A 17,190-nucleotide genomic window follows, 5' to 3' on the forward strand; every position below is an offset into this window, starting at 1 on the left:
ACGATGCAGGCCGGATTCGGGAGGAGTGGCAGCGGCGATGAGAGTTCTGGTCTTTGGCGGCAACCGGTATATCGGCCTCAATCTTGTCCACGAGCTGGCGGAGCGGGGGCATGAGGTGGCCGTGCTCAACAGCCATCCCGCCGCGCTTCCCGCAGGGGTCACGCGCCTGCACGGCAATCGGCACGAGCCGGGCGTGCTGGAGAATGTGCTGGGGCCGCTGCGGGATTCCTTCGACGCGGTGTTCGACAACACGGCCTATAATCCGGACCAGCTGGCGTCCACGGTGGAGCTGTTTCGCGGCCGGGTGAAGCATTTCGTGTTCACCAGCTCGATTGCCGCCTACCGATGGGCGGATGCGCTGCCGGTGACCGAGGATGCCGCGCTGGCGGACAAGCCGGACTCGATCTTCTACGGCGGCTACGGATACGACAAGGTGAGGTGCGAAGCCTTGCTGGAGAAGGAGAGACGCGAGAACGGCTTGCCTTACAGCGTCATGCGCATCAGCCATAGCCTTGGCCCGATGAGCCCGCTCGTGACTCGCGAGCCGGGCACCTTCCGCCGGCTCGAGGAAGGCCGCCCGCTCCTGTTGGCCGGCAAGACCGAAGCGATCGTGCATTTCATCCATGTGCGTGACGCGGCCCGGGCGCTTGCTTCCGTGCTCGGCAATGAGCGCGCGGCCGGCCAGATTTATAATATCGCCGGATCGGACTATTGCAGCATTTCCAGCTACATGCGGCTGATGGGGGAAGCGGTGGGGGTGGAAGCCAGGCTGATCGCCATGCCGGGCGGCCTGCCCGCCGAGATGCGTTCGCCGGTGGGGCACTGGCTCGAGGCGCGCCATGGCAGCATGATCTTCTCGATCGAGAAGGCGCGGCGGGAACTGGACTGGGAGCCGCTGTTCGATCTGCGCAGCGGGCTGGCCGATTCCTATCGCTGGTTCAGCGAGGAAGGGCGAAGCCGCTACGAATATGATTTCACCGCCGACGATGCGATCCTGGCGGAGATCGCGCGGCGCGGGGAAGAAGCGCACTCCGGCGAAGCGGACGGCGTCAGGATATTCGAGGCCTGACGCCGCCGGATCGGAGCCGTATTCAGGGCTGATAGGGGTCGAGGAAACCCTTCAGCCCATAGCGCTCATGCGGGCCGGTGATGTACTGCTCCAGCGCGCCGATGCCCACCTTGTCGCCGCAAGTCGCGCGGACCACGTGCTGCATGTGGAGGTAGCGCGGCGCGTTCACGTCCAGATCGTTGATGTTCCAGCTTTCCAGCGCATAAGCCTCTTCCCCCTTGAAGAAGCCGTGGCCCCATTCCGGGTGGTTATAGCCGGTTCCGATCATGTGATAGCGCAGCAGCGGTTCCAGCGTGAACGTCTCGGTGCGGCCGTCCGGATAGATCATGTCGATCTCCGACTTCCCCAGCAGGCGGGTTCCCGGCACGAATGTCAGGCGGTGCGGGCCGCAGATGATCTCCTTGACCTCGCCTTCCTTCAGCGTGTCGAAATCTCCCTTGATCGGATGGGTCGGGAAGATCTGGGCGAACTGCTTCCAGCGCGCGCCGTCGGCATATTCGTGCTGCCCCCAATGGGTGCAGCGGTCTTCCCAATGCAGCGGCGCCCATAGCCAGAAGAACTGCTCGGGCTGATCGCGCGAAACGCCCTGTTCGGATTCGCCGGTCCAGCGCCAGCCCCAGGAACGGTCCTTGGTGCCGTATGTGGTCTTGGGTGAAATCTCCTGCCGCCGGCCATTGACCGTGACATGGCCTTCCCATCGGCCGAACTGGCTGAAGCGCTTCATCTGCGCCACTGTGCGGATGCCCTGCTTGACATGGTCGGCCGGCTCTTCATGGGCGACGGTGCTGGCGTGGAAGGTCAGGTCGCAGCTGAAGCCGCTGTCGTTCTCTTCCACCGTGACGCGCACCGTGCGCATCGGCTCGACGATTTCGTGCCGCATCGGGCCGGCGTAAAGGTCGGTCCGGTCGCCGCGCAGGCGGCGCGAGGCATGGAAGCTGTCCTGGGTGCCGTCCTTGCGGACGATGGAAACCGCGCCGTCCATCACCTCGCGGTGGGGATAGGCGGCAAAGGCCACGCCGATGTAGAATTCTCCGTCGAAATCATAGCCGTTATACCAGTAGCGCGCGTAGAAATTCCGCTCGCTGGTGGAGATGTATGACAGCGGCTCCGCGGTCTGGTGGAGCGGATAGTCGTCATATTTGATCAGCACGTTCAGGCCCTTTCCGGCAAGGTCGCAGGTAATGCGCTACTCTAGGTCGATCGTCCCGCGCCCATAGGGACGGAATTCCGTTGTTGCCCGGCCGATGTTCCCAAGTCTATCCATGTCCAACAATATTGTCGGGACGGATGCATGAAGGAAATCACGGAGGCCGATCTCACCGCCTATCTGGCCGGGCGAAAGCCGGAGTGGCGCGAGATCAAGGTGGAGGGCCTGCATCGCCTGCCGATGGGGGCGTCGCGCGAGACGTTCCGCTTCGATCTTTCCTATGTCGACGGGGCCGGCGCGCGCGAGGCGTTGAAGGTCATTCTGCGGCGCGATCCGCCGGCCTCGAACGTCGACAGCGACCGCCGGCATGAATTCGAGGCCTATCGGGCGATCTACGGGCACGGCATCCCCGTTCCGAAAATGATCCTGCTGGAAGAGGACCCGGAACCGCTGGGCGGCGCCATTTCCCTGGCGGAGGATCTACGCGGCTTCCACAACAGCGAATATCAGCTGCAGCAGCCCGAATGGGCCGACCGATTGCCCAAGGTGGCACAGGAGATGTGGTCGACCATGGGCAGGCTGGCGGCCGTTCCGGCCGAACGGCTGGACCTTTCGTTCACTCGCCCGGCGACCCGGGAAAATACCGCCCGGCAAGAGCTGGATTACTGGGTGGCCTATCTCGATCGGCACGATGTCGGCCCGCAGCCGATCATCCGCGCGGCGATCCGCAAGCTCTATCGCTGGCAGCCGGTCGCGCAGAAGCTGGCTCTGGTGCATGGCGATTTCCGCGCCGGCAATTTCCTCTATGACGACGAAGGCAATCTGAAAGCCGTGCTCGACTGGGAAATGGCGCATTGCGGCGATCCGCTGGAGGATCTCGCGTGGAGCATGACCCGCACCTTTTCCTTCGGCAAGAACGATAGGCGCTCGGGCCTCGCCCCGCGCGAGGAGGCGATCCGGATATGGGAGGAGGCCAGCGGCCTCGCCGCTGATCCGGAAGCGCTTGCCTGGTGGGAATTGTTCATCTGCGTGAAGGCGCAGGCGATCTGGGATGCGTGCGCTCATGTCTGGGAAAGCGGCAGCGGACGCGAAGTGATCCACGCCTATGCGGCGTGGTGGCTGCGCAATTCGCAGGACAGGGCGGCGCTCGAACTGATGGGGAAACTATGAAGCCAGGCGTTTCTATGGTCGCGGCGGAACTCGCCACGCGCTTGCGGACCGATCTCATGGAGGAGCTTACCGGCTTTCGCGCCAATGTCGCGGGGATGGGGGCGGAGCTGCTCGATATGATCGCCGAGCAATGGGATGGCGCGGCCGCCAATCTGGTGAGCGAAAACAAGGCTATTCGCACCTTGCTGCGGCAGGGCGGGGAGCTGTTCGGGGACTCCGGCCTGATCGAACGCTCCGGGGGCGACGATTCCGATCTGCGTATTTCCAGCCTCGAGAAGGAGAATGAACGCCTGCGCCATGCGCTGATCGGCCTGCACGAGCGGGTGGAGGCCGATGCAAGCGAGGCGGCAAGGCAACTCGAGGATTCGATCTGGGATGTGCTGCGCCGTTCGGTGGAGATGCGGCGCGTCGGATCGGCGAATTTCTGAGGCTGCGGTGGGGCCTGTCTCTCAGAGATCGGGCCGCACCAGGATCTTGATCGCGTCGTCGCCGCCGCCAAGCCTGTCGAACGCGGCATTCACGCCCGCCAGGTCGGTGGTTTCGCTGATCATCGGCTGCAGGCGGTCGGGATTTTCGCAGATCATCGAGAAGGCTGCGCCGAATTCGTCGGGCGTATAGGCGAAGACGAACTGCAGGTTGAGGCTTTTCTGCAGCAGGAACGCCGGTTCGATCGCATCGTCTTCCATGCAGTTGCCGACGACGACGATGGTCGCGCCGACCGGAGCGCCGCGCGCGACCTGCATCAGCATGCCGGGCTTGCCCACGCATTCGAAGATGACTGCGCGTGAACGGCGGCGGGAGGCAGGATCGACCGCCATGGCATCGGATAGGCCGAGCGGCAGGCCCATCTCATCCCACCATTCGCCTGCCATGCCATCGGGCGCCATGACCGTATCGGCGCCCATTCTTTCCGCCATGGCCCGGCGGGCCGGGTTTGGCTCGATCGCCAGGATCGGCCCGAGGCCGAGCGCGCGCAGCCGGGCGATCACGAACAGCCCGACCGGCCCGCAGCCGATGACGGCATAGGCCGCGTCAGGCCCGGCCCTGCCTTCGTTCACGGCATGCACGGCCACCGCCAGCGGTTCGGTGAGCGCGGCCATTTCGGTGGGAACGTCATCCGGCACGTGAACGCAACTGGCCGCATCGAGCAGCATCCGCTCCGCGAAAGCGCCCGGGAAATGATTGGAATAGCCGATCAGCACGATCCCTTGCGGGCCGATCAGGAAGGGCAGCGAAACCACCCGGTCGCCGGCCTTCAGCGAACCCGTGGTTTCGAGGACTTCGCAACAGAATTCATGCCCCATCACCACCGGCTGCTCCGGGTCCATGAATCCGCGAAATCCGGCGCGATGCAGTAGGTCGCACAAATGTGGGGCATGGTCGCGCGCATGGAGATCGCTGCCGCAAATTCCGCAGACCAGCGGCTTGACGACGATATGCCCCGCCTGGGGAGTCGGCTCGGGCAGATCGTCGACGCGAATGGCGCCTGCGCTGAGTATGGCGGCTTTCATCTGGGTTCCTCTCCGATTCCCGACGCGGCGATCCTATTCCGAAAGGGCAGGAAGCCAAGCCGGCGCGCGGGAAGAGAGCATCCGCTTGCCCGTTCGGGTAGCGACGGAAATCAGTAGCGCGGGCCGCCTTGCCCTGTTCAAACCTTGCCATTCCTTGATATGGGACAAGCAATATTCATCCTGAGGGCCTTACAGGGCATCATGCCGGTCTTCGGCTCGCTGCCTGCCGGCATTCCCGCAGTGCCGGATTCGCCGGGATGGATCGTGGCCGGATGGCGGCTTCGGAATGGTGATCGGGTTGCGTCATGGGGAATGCCGCTGTGGACATGAATTCGAACGGACAGACATTCCATTCCGTGGAAAGCTTCGCGCAGGCGGCGGAATCGCTGGAGGTGCCGTGGACCATCAGTTCGCAGGAGAATGAATTCAGCGCCTCGATCCGCCGCCGGGAATATGGCGGGCTGTTGTTCGGCGAGCTGTCCTATGGGCTGTGTTCCGGCACCCGCGGAAATCGGGAAATAAGCCGCTCGAACGACGATTACATCTGCCTCACGGTCTATAACGGCGGGCGGATGCTGCTCGAACAGCGTGGCGAAGTGATGGAAGCCGGGGAGTGCGATATTCTCCTGTGGGATGGAAAAATCCCCACCAGGTTCGATTGCCTCGCGCCATCGCGCTGCGAGATGATCTGGCTCCCGCGCAAGATCGTGGAGCGCAGGTCGGGCTTCTCCGATGAATTCGAGGGGCAGGTGATTTCCGGCAAGGAAGGGATCGCCAGGCTCATCGGGGCTCATATCCGGGGCCTTCACCGGGAACTGGAGAGCATTCCGTACCGGCAACTCGACAGCGTGATCGACGCCTCGATAGATTTCATCCTGTCCTGCCTGCCGCGGGACGAGGGAACGAAATTCTCGAACCGCCACCAGTTCGAGATATTTTCCGCCGCCAAGCGCGCGGTGAACGAGCGGATCGGAATGGATCGGTTCGGCCCTTCCGACATCGCGGATGAACTGGGCATCAGCGTTCGCTATCTTCACAGCCTGTTCCACAAATATGGAACGACATTCTCCAATTACGTGAATGTGGAGCGGCTGGAGAGGGCCAGGCGATCCCTCACCTTGCAGAATTCCCACGCGAAGATTTCGGATATCGCGCACGACCTCGGATTTTGCGATTCCTCGCATCTCAACCGCTTGTTCAGACAGCGCTTCGGGCTTACCCCGAGCGAGTATCGGCGCAAGCTCCATTCCTGACATTGCGCCGCCGTGCGTTCTCATACCGCTTGCCGCGCACTCCTGTTCAATATCTCGCCTGCCGCTTGGCGTATCAGGCGCTCATTCCATTCCGCAGGTGATCCGGGTGGCCGGCTTCATCAATGCGGCAGGAAATGAAGGGAAGCAGGATTATGAGATTTATCGAGGAGCCGATGCGGTTTGGGATATTCATGGGCCCGTATCACCGGCCTGACCTGAACCCGCTGCTGGCGTTGCAGCAGGACATGGAGACGATCATCAACCTGGATCGTCTGGGTTTTGACGAGGCGTGGATCGGGGAGCACCATTCGGGCGGGGTGGAGACGATCTCGTGCCCGGAGCTGACGATCGCGGCGGCGGCGGAGCGGACCAGGCACATCAAGCTGGGGACGGGGGCGATCACCATCCCCTATCACAATCCGCTGATGGTGGCGGACCGGATCGTGCAGCTCGATTACATGACGCGCGGACGGATGATGTTCGGGGTTGCGCCGGGCCAGCTGGTGCAGGACGCGCAGATGATCGGCCTTGATCCGCTGAACAACCGGCGGATGCTGCATGAGGCGCTGGAAGTGCTGATCCCGCTGTTCAAGGGTGAGCGGGTAACGCGCAAGACGGACTGGTTCAACCTGGTCGATGCGCGGCTGCAGCTGCTGCCCTACAGCAATTTCGACATGGCGACGGTGGGTGTGATCTCGCCGTCGGGTCCGCTGCTGGCAGGCAAGCACGGGATGGGGCTGCTGTCGGTGGCTGCGACGCATCCGGTGGGTGTGGAGAAGCTGCTGGAGCATTGGCAGATCATCGAGACGGAAGCGAAGAAGGCCGGCCATGTGGCGGATCGCAGCAAGTGGCGCCTGATGGGTCCGATGCATATCGCCGAGACGTTCGAGCAGGCGCGCGATGAAGTGCGCTACGGGATGTGCAAGCTGGAGAACTACCGGGAGCACATCAACCCGGGGGCGGGGATCGACTGGTCGAGCACGGACCGGGCGGTGGACCAGCTCAACGAGCAGGGGTTTGCGGTGATCGGGACGCCGGAGATGGCGCGTGCGCAGATCGACCGGCTGATCGAGAAGTCTGGCGGGTTCGGCTGCTACATGCTGATGGGGGTGGACTGGGCGCGGCACGATGCGACGCTGCGCAGCCATCAGCTGTTCGCCGAAGAGGTGATCCCTTACTACCGGGGCACCAACCGGGCCACCCTGGCCAGCTTCGAGGATGTCATGGGCACCGGCTTCGAAGGCGCCGAAATCACCGCCAGGGCCCAGGAAGCCATGGCCAGAGTCTACGCCGAAACCAAGAGCTGACCGCTCTGCCATGCGGGCTTGCCGGGGGCAGGCCCGCATGGACCGGCAGGCCCGTCAGGCTCCCGCGGCGGTGAAGCTGGTGAAGCCGGCCAGGAACTCCCGCAGCCGTTCTCGCGTGGCCTCGTCGGTCAATCGACCGTTCCCGTCGAAAAGCTGGCCCGCGCCGGAGATCATGAGGCGGCCGCCGAACCAGGGTCTCGCGCCCAGCATCCGCAACACGGGCAGCCATCCGTCCTGCGCCAGGATCGTCCCGAAGCCGCCGGGCGAGGCGCCGATCACCGCGAAGGGCCGGTTCCTGAAGATACGCCCGATGTCGTCCGTCGGCCGGGACATCCAGTCGATCGCGTTCTTGAACACGCCGGGTATGCCGTTGTTGTATTCCGGGGTTGCCAGCAGCACGCCGTCCGCTTGCGCCACCGCATCCTTCAACGCGGCCACAGCGGGCGGCAGCCCGCCGGCTTCTTCCTCATCGGCGTTATAGAGCGGGATGTCCGTCAGCGTGTGGACGGACAGCGTGGCGCCGGCCGGCATCAGGTCGCGCGCGGCGTTGAGCACGCCGAGATTGAACGAATGACGCCTGAGGCTGCCCGCGATGCCTACGATATGGGGCATATGTTCAATCCTTTCTCATGACATGGCCGGGGCCGAGGGAGCGGGGCCTTCGGGAAGGGGGATGAATTCCTTGTCGTCCGCATCGGGCAGCTTCATCCGCCCCGCCTTCCAGTCTTCGGCGGCCTGCGCCAGCCGCTCCTTCGAGGAGGATACGAAATTCCAGTAGATGTAGCGTTCCCCCAGCGGTTCGCCGCCCAGGACCATGATGGTGGACCGTTCCGCCGCCTTCACCGAGGATGCGCCTTCGCCCAGCACCAGCATCTGCCCGGTGTCGAAGCGCCGGCCATCCAGTTCCACCGCGCCCGCCGCGACATAGAGCGCGCGCTCCGGCTGGTCGCCGGGAATTTCCGCGACTGCTCCCGCGTCCAGATCCAGATGCGCGTAGAACAGCGGGGAATGCGTTTTCACCGCAGCGTTGAGGCCATAGGCGCTTCCCGCGATAAGCTGGCCGTGGACGCCCGTGTCGCTCCATTGCGGAAGATCGCCGCCTGAATGATGGGAGAAGGACGGGGCGGTTTCCTCGTCCGCCGTGGGGAGGGCGACCCAGGCCTGGATGCCGTGCAAATGATCGCCCTGCGTCCGCGCCTTCTCAAACCTTTCGCTATGGGTCACGCCGCTGCCCGCGGTCATCCAGTTCACTTCGCGCGGGCGGATCTGCTGGATCGACCCGACACTGTCGCGATGCATCACTTCGCCCGAGAACAGATAGGTCACGGTCGACAGCCCGATATGGGGATGCGGCCGCACATCGAGGTGGTCGTGCGACCCCGCGGCAATGTCGAGCGGACCCATATGGTCGAAGAACACGAAGGGGCCGACCATGCGCCGTTTGGCGTATGGCAGGACGCGGCCCACGTCCAGCCCCCCGCCCAGGCTGCGCCGCCGCTGTTCGATCACCATCTCGATCATTGCCATTTCCTTCCTTGTGCCGCTTGAGGCTGGCCGGCCCCGGGCGAGGACCGCAGACTATACCTGCCGCATCGCCTTGTCAGGCGGGGTTGCGGCCGATGCCCGGTAAAGGGAGGCCCGGCTCTCTCGACAAGGGGAGAGCCGGGCCATTGTCGTCAGGCCGCCGTGGCGAACCTGCCGCTGTTGTAGTCGTCGATGGCCTGGCGAATTTCGGCCTCGCTGTTCATCACGAACGGGCCGTAGCCGACGATCGGCTCGTCGATCGGCTCGCCTGTCAGCACCAGCAGCACCGTGTCGCCATCGGCATGGACCGACGCCCCGCTGCCTTCGCGGCCAAGCAGGATGACTTCGGCTTCTCCCGCTTGCTGGCCGCCGTTGACGGTGACATGCCCGCCCAGCACCACCAGCAGGGCGATGTGGCCTTCGGGCAGGTCGAGCGCCAATTCGGCATCGCGGGTCAGCCGCATGTCCCACACGTTGATCGGCGTGAAGGTCCTTGCCGGGCCTTTCGCGCCCAGCAATTCGCCGGCGATGATCCGGGCGGCGCCAGCGCCGTCGGGCAGGTCGACCACCGGGATCTCGGCCGAGGTGATGGCCTGATATCCCCCCGGCGCCAGCTTGTCCTTCGCGGGCAGATTGACCCACAGCTGCACCATGCGGAACGGGCCGCCGGTCCTGGCGAAGGCCGGGGAATGATATTCCTCATGCACGATGCCGCCGGCCGCCGTCATCCACTGCACGTCGCCCGGACCGATGATCCCGCCATTGCCGGCGGAATCCCGATGCTCCACTTCGCCGTCATAGACGATGGTGACGGTTTCGAACCCGCGATGCGGATGCTCGCCGACGCCGCGCCGGGCCTCGGTCGGCTCGAAATAATGCGGCCCCGCATAATCGAGCAGCAGGAACGGGCTGATGTGCCGGTCGAGCGTGTGATAGGAAAAGAGCGAACGGACCGGGAAGCCATCGCCGACCCAGTGCCCGCGATCGTTGCCGTAACGGCCTAGGATTGTCTTGTTCATGTCGCGTCTCCGTGGCGGGGCGCCTGATGGGCCTTCGCCTGTTGCACGATACTTAATCCTGGAACGAAGCTGCCGGAAGATTGCCAAATTCGACGCATCGTTCTATTTTTAGGACGATGCAGGATCTCAACGACCTCTATTACTTCGTTCAGGTGGTCGATCATGGCGGCTTTGCCGCCGCGGGCAGGGTGCTGGGCATCCAGAAGTCCAAGCTCAGCCGGCGCATCCGGCAGCTGGAAGAGCGGCTGGGCGTGCGCTTGCTCAATCGCTCGTCCCGCCGCTTTTCGGTGACGGAGATCGGGCGCGAGTTCTATGAGCGCTGCGTCGCCATGCTGGTGGAGGCCGAAGCGGCGGAGCAGGTCGTCGCCGAAGTCCGCGCCGAGCCGCGCGGCGTCATCCGGATGAGCTGCCCGGTCGCCCTGCTCAACTTTCGCTTTGGCGAGCTGATCGCGCGTTTCATGGTGCAATATCCTGGCGTCGAGGTGCATCTGGAAAGCACCAATCGCCGGGTCGATGTGATTGCGGAAGGTTTCGACCTTGCGATCCGGGTGCGCTTCCCTCCGCTCGAATCCACCGATCTGGTGATGCGCAAGCTCGACACGAGCAGCCAGTGCCTGGTCGCCAGCCCGGCCCTGGTGAGCGAGCCGCTGATGTCGCCGGGCGATCTTGCCGGCTTGCCCAGCCTCGATTTCGGCCCGCCCCATGGCAATCATCAATGGCAGCTGGTCGCGAGCGGCGGCGAGACTGCCGGGATACCGCATCGTCCGCGCCTGGTGACGGACGACATGGCGGCCTTGCGGCAGGCGGCGCTTGCCGGGGTGGGTGTGGTGCAGTTGCCGACGATGATGATCTGGCGGGATATAGATGCGGGGAGTCTCGTGCAGCTGCTGCCCGAATGGCGCCCGCCGGACTGGGTGATCCACGCCGTGTTTCCTTCGCGCCGGGGCCTGCTCCCTTCGGTCCGCGCCCTGCTCGACTTTCTCGTCGAGGAATGCTCCCGGCAGCGGGATCACGCCTGATTGTCGCGGGTGGGGGATCGAGGCTAGAAGCAAGGGATGACCGATAGGCGACCGTTGAAGATAAAGATCCAGCTGTTCTGTGGCGACGAGATCGCCATGGGGCCGGGCAAGGCCGATCTGCTGGATGCGATCGCGGAGCATGGTTCGATCTCCGCCGCCGGAAAATCCATGGGCATGAGCTACAGCCGCGCCTGGGGCCTGGTGGACGTCATGAACCGCTGCTGGAACGACCCGCTGGTCGAGACTTCGCCGGGGAGCCATCATGGCGGCGGGGCGCGGGTGACCGAGTTCGGCCGGACCGTCCTGGGCGAATATCGCGCCCTGCTGATCCGGCTGGAAAGCGCGGCCGACGCCGGGGAAATGGCCACGCTGCGCGGCGCGCTGCTGCCGTCGCCCCGGCCGAGCCGGAAGGGTTGACGCTTTCACAGCGGCTTTCCGCAGGCCTCGCCGGGAAGCGACAGGGCCGGATCGCGCGTGAACTCGAGATCGCTCAGCGAGGCGAGGAATGCCATCAGCCGGGCGGCATCTTCCGGGGGATGGTCGATCCCGTGGCGGCGGACCGCATCCTGCGCGCTTTTGGCGGAGCCATCGTGCCACCAGGGGCCGGTCAGCATCACGTTGCGCAAGCTCGGCGTCCGGAACATGCCGGCATCGCCGTCCTGTCCGGTCGCTTCGGCAAGCCCCTTGTCGGCGGCGCCGGGATCGAGCGGCTCGAGGCGGTGATAGGCCATGTCGGTGAACAGCGGCCCGGCATGGCAGGCCGCGCAATCCCGCTTGAACAGCCGCTCGCCTTCCGCCGCCGCGGGCGGGAGCCGCTGGCGGTCGTAGGGGCTGTCGAACGACACCAGCGTCCGCTGGAAGCTGGCGATCGCGCGGGCGACATTGCCGAAGTCGATCCGGCCCCGATCCCTGGGAAATGCCTTGCGGAACATTGTGCGGTAGCAGGGATCGCGCCCCAGGCGTGCCCGGATTTCCGCTTCCTGCCCCGCCATGCCCAACTCGACCGGATGCGTGCCGAAGACGGGAACCGCCACTTGCGCCTCCAGCGCGGCCAGCGCGGGGTCCGCGAAGGTCAGCCTGCCGAACCAGGCGACATTGGCCAGCCCCGGGGCATTGCGCCGGCCCGGCTCCCCGGTTGCGCCCGGCCGGGTGGCGATGCTGTCGGCGAAAGCGTGCTTCTGGTTGTGGCAACTGGCGCAGGACAGGGTTCCGTCGATGGAAAGGTCGGCATCGTAGAACAGCCTGCGCCCCAGCTCGACCTTGGCGGCGGTCAGCGGATTATCCGATGGGATGGCGGGCGCGGCCAGCCCGGGCGGGGATGCGTGGAACCATCGGGCGGACCCGGCGCCGGTCAGCAGCAGGCATAATATCGCAAGAGCCGCCGGGCGCATCGTTTCCGGGGCCTGACCTAAGGTATGCGGGCGATCAGCACATTCGTCTGTGGAGCGCCATTGGCCGCAATCTGCAGGATGTAGTCGCCCGGCTCGAGCGCAAAATCCACCATCTTGCGGATGCCGGTGCAGGCCGGTCCGTGACCATGCCCGGTGGAAACCGCCGCCTTGCCGTTCGCCACGATGTCGACCCACGCGCCGGAGCCCAGCGCCACGCGATAGGTTCCGGCCTCGGCAACCGAGAAGGCCACCATTCCCCCATGGCTGACCGATCCGCCGGGCTTCTCCGGGCGCAGCGCATACCGCACCTCGGGGGTCTGCAGCAGGGCGACGCGCGCCGCCTGCCCGACAGGAAGCGTTGCGGCCGCCAGATCGCGATCCCTGCCCGCCGCCTGCAGTTCGACCGGATTTTCCCAGGCGGCCAGCGGCCCATCCGGCTTCACCGGGGCGGTGCAGCTTTCCGGCGGTTTTTCCGTGGCGCCTGCTCCCATGGGAAGTCCCAGCGCCAATGCCGCGGCCATGAGGTGGGGATAGTTCTTGAGCATGGGAGATATGTGTCCTTGGCAAGCTATATTTCTGTAAATATAGCTTCGTGCATTCATCGACAACCGCTTTCCCGGGGGGCTTTCCATGCATCGTTCGAGTTTCCTTGTGGCGGCCTTGTCGGCCTCTCTCGCCGCTCCGGCATTCGCCGCCGATGCGCCCGAGCAGGGCGAAGCGGCGGGAACCTTCACGCTCGGCCAGATCGTCGTCACCGGCCAGCGGCCGGAAAGCATCGCGGTGACCGGCGAAACCATGACCGCGCAGGCGATCGAAGCCTTCAACCGCAACCATCTCGACGATGCGGTGAATCTGATGCCGGGCGTCAGCAGTTCGAACAGCGGCGGATCGCGCAACGAGCGGCTGATCTTCGTGCGCGGGTTCGACCGGTTCCAGGTGCCGATCTCCATCGACGGCATCCGCGTCTATCTGCCCTACGACAACCGGCTGGATTATGGCCGCTTCCTCACCGCCGACGTGGCCGAGATCCAGGTGGCCAAGGGCTATGCCTCGGTGCTGGACGGGCCGGGCGCGATGGGCGGCGCGATCAACCTCGTCACCCGCAAGCCCGCCAGGGAGATCGAGGTCGAGGCGCGCGGCACGCTGGAGCTTGACCGGGACGCGGACTATGCCGGCTACAACGCCTTCGCCCTGCTCGGCACCCGGCAGGACCAGTGGTATGCGCAGGCCAGCTACGCCCGTACCTTCCGCGACCATTGGGACCTGCCCGGGGGCTTCACCCCCACCGCCATCGAGGATGGCGGGGAACGGGAGTTCAGCCGCACCCGGGACTGGCGGGTCAACGCCAAGCTGGGCTTCACGCCCAACGCCACCGACGAATATTCGATCAGCTACACCCGCCAGGAAGGATCGAAGAACGCGCCGCTGCACGTCACCAATCCCCAGGCCCAGGCCTGGAGCTGGCCCTACTGGAACATCGAGAGCATCTATTTCCTCTCCACCACCGCGATCACCGACGATCTGAGGCTCAAGACGCGGCTCTATCGCAACACCTTCGACAATCTGCTGCGCGGCTTCGACGACCATACCCAGACGACCCAGACCCTTCCGGCCGGGCGCGTGTTCAACAGCTGGTATGACGATGAGGCCTATGGCGGCTCGGTCCAGCTCGACTATGCGGCGGGGGGCAACCGCCTGAGCCTCGCCTTCCATTACCGGCGCGACGAGCATGTGGAATATTCGCAGGTATTCCCCACCGGCTTCATCGAGCCGCCGCAGAAAAGCGCCGAGGATACCTACAGCATCGCGATCGAGGACCGGCTGCAGCTCACCCCCGCGCTCAGCCTGACGGCGGGCTTCAGCTATGACTGGCGCGACCTGCGCCAGTCGGACGAATTCACTCTCAACGGCGCGCGCAATGGCGGCACGCTGTTCGGCTATCCGCTGGTCGACGCCGATACGTGGAACGCGCAGGGGCGGCTGGAATGGACGCCGGACGCGGATACATCGGCCCACTTCAGCCTGTCCTCGCGCACCCGCTTCCCCAGCCTGTTCGAGCGCTTCAGCTCCCGCTTCGGCGGCGCCACCTCCAACCCCGACCTCAAGGCCGAGCGGGCCACCAACCTCGAACTGGGCGGATCGAAGCGGTTCGGCGCGGTCCGGGTGGAAGGCAATGCCTTCTATTCCTGGCTGGACGATGCGATCGTCTCGTTCCCTTTCATCTTCAACGATACTTCGGTCAGCCAGAGCCGCAATGTCGGCAAGGGCGAATATTACGGAGTCGAGCTGGCGGTGAGCGCCCAGGCGAGCGACGCGTTGAGCCTGGGGGCGAACTACACCTGGACCGAGCGCGATTTCACCGATCCCAGCGTTCCGGCCTTCGAAGCGACCGGCGTGCCCCGGCACAAGGCGTTTGCCTGGCTGGAATGGAAGCCGGCCGGGCGGTTGAGCATCCTGCCCTCGGTGGAGATCGCCTCCGACCGCTGGACCGTGAACACCGCGGGCACGCGCTATTATCGCACCGGCGCCTATGTGCAGGCCAACCTCCGGCTGGATTACGAGGCGATCGACGGCGTGGTCCTCGGCGCGGGCGTGCGCAATGCCTTCGACGACAGCTACACGCTGACCGACGGCTTCCCCGAGGCGGGACGGAGCTTCTTCCTCTCGGCGCGGGCGCGGTATTAGGCATTTCCCGGCTGGCATGAACTGGGGCGGCTTTTTCATCCCGCGCTCTTCGTCATTCCCGCGACCCGGCAGGGCGGCGAAGCCAATGCGGGAACCCACCAGCGGTTGACGCAGAACGCGGAAAATGTGCATTTCGATCTGGGCGGTCCGCGTGCCATATCCGCGCGATAAACCGTTCTTCCATCGCTGTCGGCCCGCGTCTTTCCGTGTGACCTTTCGCGCGGCCCCGTTTCGGCCTGTCCGAATGCGCCTGTTGCCGGGCCAGTAGGGGGCATGGGATGCTCTGTGCGCCATCCCTCAGGATAAGGCAGATTTGCGTGATGTAGGAAAGGAGAAGGGCCTGCTCCCAACCCCTCTTGCATATTCTCATTTACGCCCTTGGCTTGGAATGCGAAGAAGCCCAACGTCTGAAAAAGGGGTTTTTGGGGTTACGGGCAGCAGCGATCATTCTGCCGGAGCATTCGCGAAAAGCGCTTTTCCTGCCTGATAAGCGAGCAAGGCTCCCAGGAATTGTGAGGCAATGAAGCCAAAAAGCGAAAGCGGAGAAATTCCTGCGAAACTGTTGCTCATGGATCGGGCGATTGTAATGGCCGGGTTGGCGAAGCTGGTGGATGAAGTGAACCAGTATGCCGCGCAGATGTAGAGGGCCACGGTCGCGGGCGCCATCCGGGGGCGAGACTTCGATGTGCCCAGGATCGTGAAAACCAGACCGAATGTGGCCACGCCCTCCCCGATCCATTGGCCAGGGCCGGTGCGTATCCTCTCGGAAAGCTGGATGATCGCCAGATCAAACATCGCGTGCGAGGCCCAGACGCCGAGAACGCCACCCGCCAGTTGGGCAGTGATATAAAGCAGGGCGGACCCGGCCTCGATCTCACCGCGCAGCCGGGCTACCATCGTCACCACCGGATTGAAATGCGCGCCCGAGATCGGCCCCAATATCGTGATGAGGACGAACAGGATTGCGCCCGTGGCCAGCGTGTTGCAGAGCAATGTTATCGCGACGTTTCCGCCCGCAAGCCGTTCGGCCATGATGCCGGAGCCGATGACAGTGGCGAAGAGGAAAAAGCAACCGACCGCCTCCCCGCCGAGCCGTTGCGCCATGCTTCGGCTCAAGTGAGAGCCTTTCCGGTCGCACCCGCGCTTGTGCCGATCTCCTTGAGCTTGCGCGCGGTGGCCATCTTGTCGAGGGTATCGAGCGGCAGCGACAGGAAGAGGCCGATCCGCTGGCGTAGATATCGCAAGGCCTGCATAAAGGCTTCTCGCTGGCCTTCGCCCTCTACCGCCGCCGGGTCTTCGATACCCCAATGCGCTGTCATCGGGTGGCCGAGCCACACCGGGCAGGCTTCACCCGCCGCATTGTCGCAGACGGTGAAGATGAAGTCGAACACCGGCGTATCTGGTCCGGCAAATTCGCCCCAACCTTTCGAGTGCAAGCCCTCGGTCGGGAAGCCGAACCCGGAAAGCACTTCCAAAGCCATCGGATGCACCGTCCCCCTGGGCTGGCTCCCGGCGCTGAAGGCACGGAAGCGGCCCTTGCCGTCATGGTTCAGCAGAGCCTCGGCAAGGATCGAGCGAGCGCTGTTGCCCGTGCAGAGGAAAAGCACGTTGTAGGTTTTGCCGATCATTCAATTTCTCCGTCAGCAGCGCAGTTCATCGAAGAGCGGTTCGCACAGCTCCGCTCGCCCGCCGCAGCAGTCTTTGGCCAGAAAGACGAGCAGTCCGCGCAGGCGGGATATGTCGGCGCGATATTGGATGACGCGGCTGCGACGCTCCGGGACAACGAGGTTAGCGCGAGCGAGAGTGGCAAGGTGGGTTGAAAGGGTGTTTGGCGGGACATCCAATGCGCGCGCGATCTCACCGGCGGGAAGCCCTTCCGGTTCGTGCTTCACCAGGAGCCGGAAGGTGTCCAGGCGGGTCTGCTGGGAGAGCGCCGCCAAGGTTTCGAGAGCTTCTAATTTATCCATGATTCGGGAATTATCGAAATATAGAGATAAGCGCAAGTACCGGGAGCATCTCTTCGGATAACCGCCGCGCCGGCGAAAGAAATTTCGCGCCCCGGCTAAACTTTCTCCCGCCTCGTCGGATCATACCT

Annotated in this window: 18 protein-coding genes; 8 read left to right on the top strand and 10 right to left on the bottom strand. The window is 64.6% G+C overall.

Going from position 1 to position 17,190, the window contains the following annotated elements; all coding sequences use genetic code 11:
• Positions 1-37 precede the first annotated feature (37 nt).
• Complete coding sequence (locus tag U8326_RS01005) at positions 38-1,069, top strand: NAD-dependent epimerase/dehydratase family protein (protein ID WP_324741815.1); 1,032 nt, start codon at positions 38-40, stop codon at positions 1,067-1,069.
• A 22-nt stretch (positions 1,070-1,091) separates the two neighbouring features.
• On the opposite strand, the gene U8326_RS01010 is transcribed toward U8326_RS01005, so the two are convergent.
• Positions 1,092-2,219, bottom strand: a complete 1,128-nt coding sequence (locus U8326_RS01010) for a hypothetical protein (RefSeq protein WP_324741816.1) — start codon at positions 2,217-2,219, stop codon at positions 1,092-1,094.
• Between the two features lie 141 nt (positions 2,220-2,360).
• Here U8326_RS01010 and U8326_RS01015 point away from each other — a divergent pair, with 141 nt between their 5' ends.
• Both U8326_RS01015 and U8326_RS01020 read left to right on the top strand, forming a co-directional pair.
• A complete protein-coding gene (locus tag U8326_RS01015) occupies positions 2,361-3,386 on the top strand; it encodes a phosphotransferase family protein (protein WP_324741817.1) in 1,026 nt (341 codons plus the stop codon).
• Positions 3,383-3,814: a hypothetical protein gene (locus U8326_RS01020; RefSeq protein WP_324741818.1), complete on the top strand. Its 432-nt coding sequence runs from the start codon at positions 3,383-3,385 to the stop codon at positions 3,812-3,814. Before U8326_RS01015 ends, U8326_RS01020 begins: the two co-directional genes overlap by 4 nt.
• Positions 3,815-3,835: 21 nt before the next feature.
• On the opposite strand, the gene U8326_RS01025 is transcribed toward U8326_RS01020, so the two are convergent.
• Positions 3,836-4,897 (bottom strand): zinc-binding dehydrogenase, encoded by a 1,062-nt coding sequence (locus tag U8326_RS01025; protein ID WP_324741819.1) that lies wholly within the window; start codon positions 4,895-4,897, stop codon positions 3,836-3,838.
• Positions 4,898-5,223: 326 nt separating this feature from the next.
• Between U8326_RS01025 and U8326_RS01030 the strand changes: the two genes are divergently transcribed.
• Together U8326_RS01030 and U8326_RS01035 are read left to right on the top strand one after the other, a co-directional pair.
• A complete protein-coding gene (locus U8326_RS01030) occupies positions 5,224-6,150 on the top strand; it encodes an AraC family transcriptional regulator (protein ID WP_324743656.1) in 927 nt (308 codons plus the stop codon).
• Positions 6,151-6,302: 152 nt separating this feature from the next.
• Complete coding sequence (locus tag U8326_RS01035) at positions 6,303-7,457, top strand: LLM class flavin-dependent oxidoreductase (RefSeq protein ID WP_324741820.1); 1,155 nt, start codon at positions 6,303-6,305, stop codon at positions 7,455-7,457.
• 54 nt (positions 7,458-7,511) lie between these two features.
• On the opposite strand, the gene U8326_RS01040 is transcribed toward U8326_RS01035, so the two are convergent.
• From U8326_RS01040 to U8326_RS01050, 3 genes are all read right to left on the bottom strand, one after another.
• The gene (locus U8326_RS01040) at positions 7,512-8,069 is read right to left on the bottom strand and encodes an NADPH-dependent FMN reductase (protein ID WP_324741822.1); all 558 of its coding nucleotides are present in this window, start codon (positions 8,067-8,069) and stop codon (positions 7,512-7,514) included.
• Positions 8,070-8,084: 15 nt separating this feature from the next.
• Complete coding sequence (locus tag U8326_RS01045) at positions 8,085-8,978, bottom strand: pirin family protein (RefSeq protein WP_324743657.1); 894 nt, start codon at positions 8,976-8,978, stop codon at positions 8,085-8,087.
• Between the two features lie 155 nt (positions 8,979-9,133).
• Positions 9,134-10,000, bottom strand: coding sequence for a pirin family protein (locus tag U8326_RS01050; RefSeq protein WP_324741824.1), 867 nt, complete (start codon positions 9,998-10,000; stop codon positions 9,134-9,136).
• 116 nt (positions 10,001-10,116) lie between these two features.
• Between U8326_RS01050 and U8326_RS01055 the strand changes: the two genes are divergently transcribed.
• Together U8326_RS01055 and U8326_RS01060 are read left to right on the top strand one after the other, a co-directional pair.
• The gene (locus tag U8326_RS01055) at positions 10,117-11,019 is read left to right on the top strand and encodes a LysR substrate-binding domain-containing protein (protein WP_324741825.1); all 903 of its coding nucleotides are present in this window, start codon (positions 10,117-10,119) and stop codon (positions 11,017-11,019) included.
• A 36-nt stretch (positions 11,020-11,055) separates the two neighbouring features.
• A complete protein-coding gene (locus U8326_RS01060; RefSeq protein WP_324741827.1) occupies positions 11,056-11,436 on the top strand; it encodes a winged helix-turn-helix domain-containing protein in 381 nt (126 codons plus the stop codon).
• A 5-nt stretch (positions 11,437-11,441) separates the two neighbouring features.
• On the opposite strand, the gene U8326_RS01065 is transcribed toward U8326_RS01060, so the two are convergent.
• On the bottom strand, positions 11,442-12,410 hold the full coding sequence (locus U8326_RS01065) for a cytochrome-c peroxidase (RefSeq protein ID WP_324741828.1): 969 nt from the start codon (positions 12,408-12,410) through the stop codon (positions 11,442-11,444).
• A gap of 17 nt (positions 12,411-12,427) precedes the next feature.
• Complete coding sequence (locus U8326_RS01070) at positions 12,428-12,955, bottom strand: homogentisate 1,2-dioxygenase (RefSeq protein WP_324741830.1); 528 nt, start codon at positions 12,953-12,955, stop codon at positions 12,428-12,430.
• 85 nt (positions 12,956-13,040) lie between these two features.
• Between U8326_RS01070 and U8326_RS01075 the strand changes: the two genes are divergently transcribed.
• The gene (locus U8326_RS01075; protein WP_324741832.1) at positions 13,041-15,095 is read left to right on the top strand and encodes a TonB-dependent receptor; all 2,055 of its coding nucleotides are present in this window, start codon (positions 13,041-13,043) and stop codon (positions 15,093-15,095) included.
• A 444-nt stretch (positions 15,096-15,539) separates the two neighbouring features.
• Here the strand turns inward: U8326_RS01075 and U8326_RS01080 are convergent, their stop codons facing one another.
• Genes U8326_RS01080 through U8326_RS01090 form a run of 3 tightly spaced genes read right to left on the bottom strand, consistent with a single transcriptional unit; the run spans position 15,540 to position 17,062 of the window.
• On the bottom strand, positions 15,540-16,199 hold the full coding sequence (locus U8326_RS01080; RefSeq protein ID WP_324743658.1) for an MIP/aquaporin family protein: 660 nt from the start codon (positions 16,197-16,199) through the stop codon (positions 15,540-15,542).
• An 8-nt stretch (positions 16,200-16,207) separates the two neighbouring features.
• On the bottom strand, positions 16,208-16,723 hold the full coding sequence (locus U8326_RS01085; protein ID WP_324741833.1) for an arsenate reductase ArsC: 516 nt from the start codon (positions 16,721-16,723) through the stop codon (positions 16,208-16,210).
• Positions 16,724-16,735: 12 nt separating this feature from the next.
• Positions 16,736-17,062 (bottom strand): metalloregulator ArsR/SmtB family transcription factor, encoded by a 327-nt coding sequence (locus U8326_RS01090; RefSeq protein WP_324741834.1) that lies wholly within the window; start codon positions 17,060-17,062, stop codon positions 16,736-16,738.
• Positions 17,063-17,190 lie beyond the last annotated feature (128 nt).

The sequence above is a fragment of the Tsuneonella sp. CC-YZS046 genome (assembly GCF_035581365.1).
In the GTDB taxonomy this organism is placed as follows: domain Bacteria; phylum Pseudomonadota; class Alphaproteobacteria; order Sphingomonadales; family Sphingomonadaceae; genus JAWKXU01.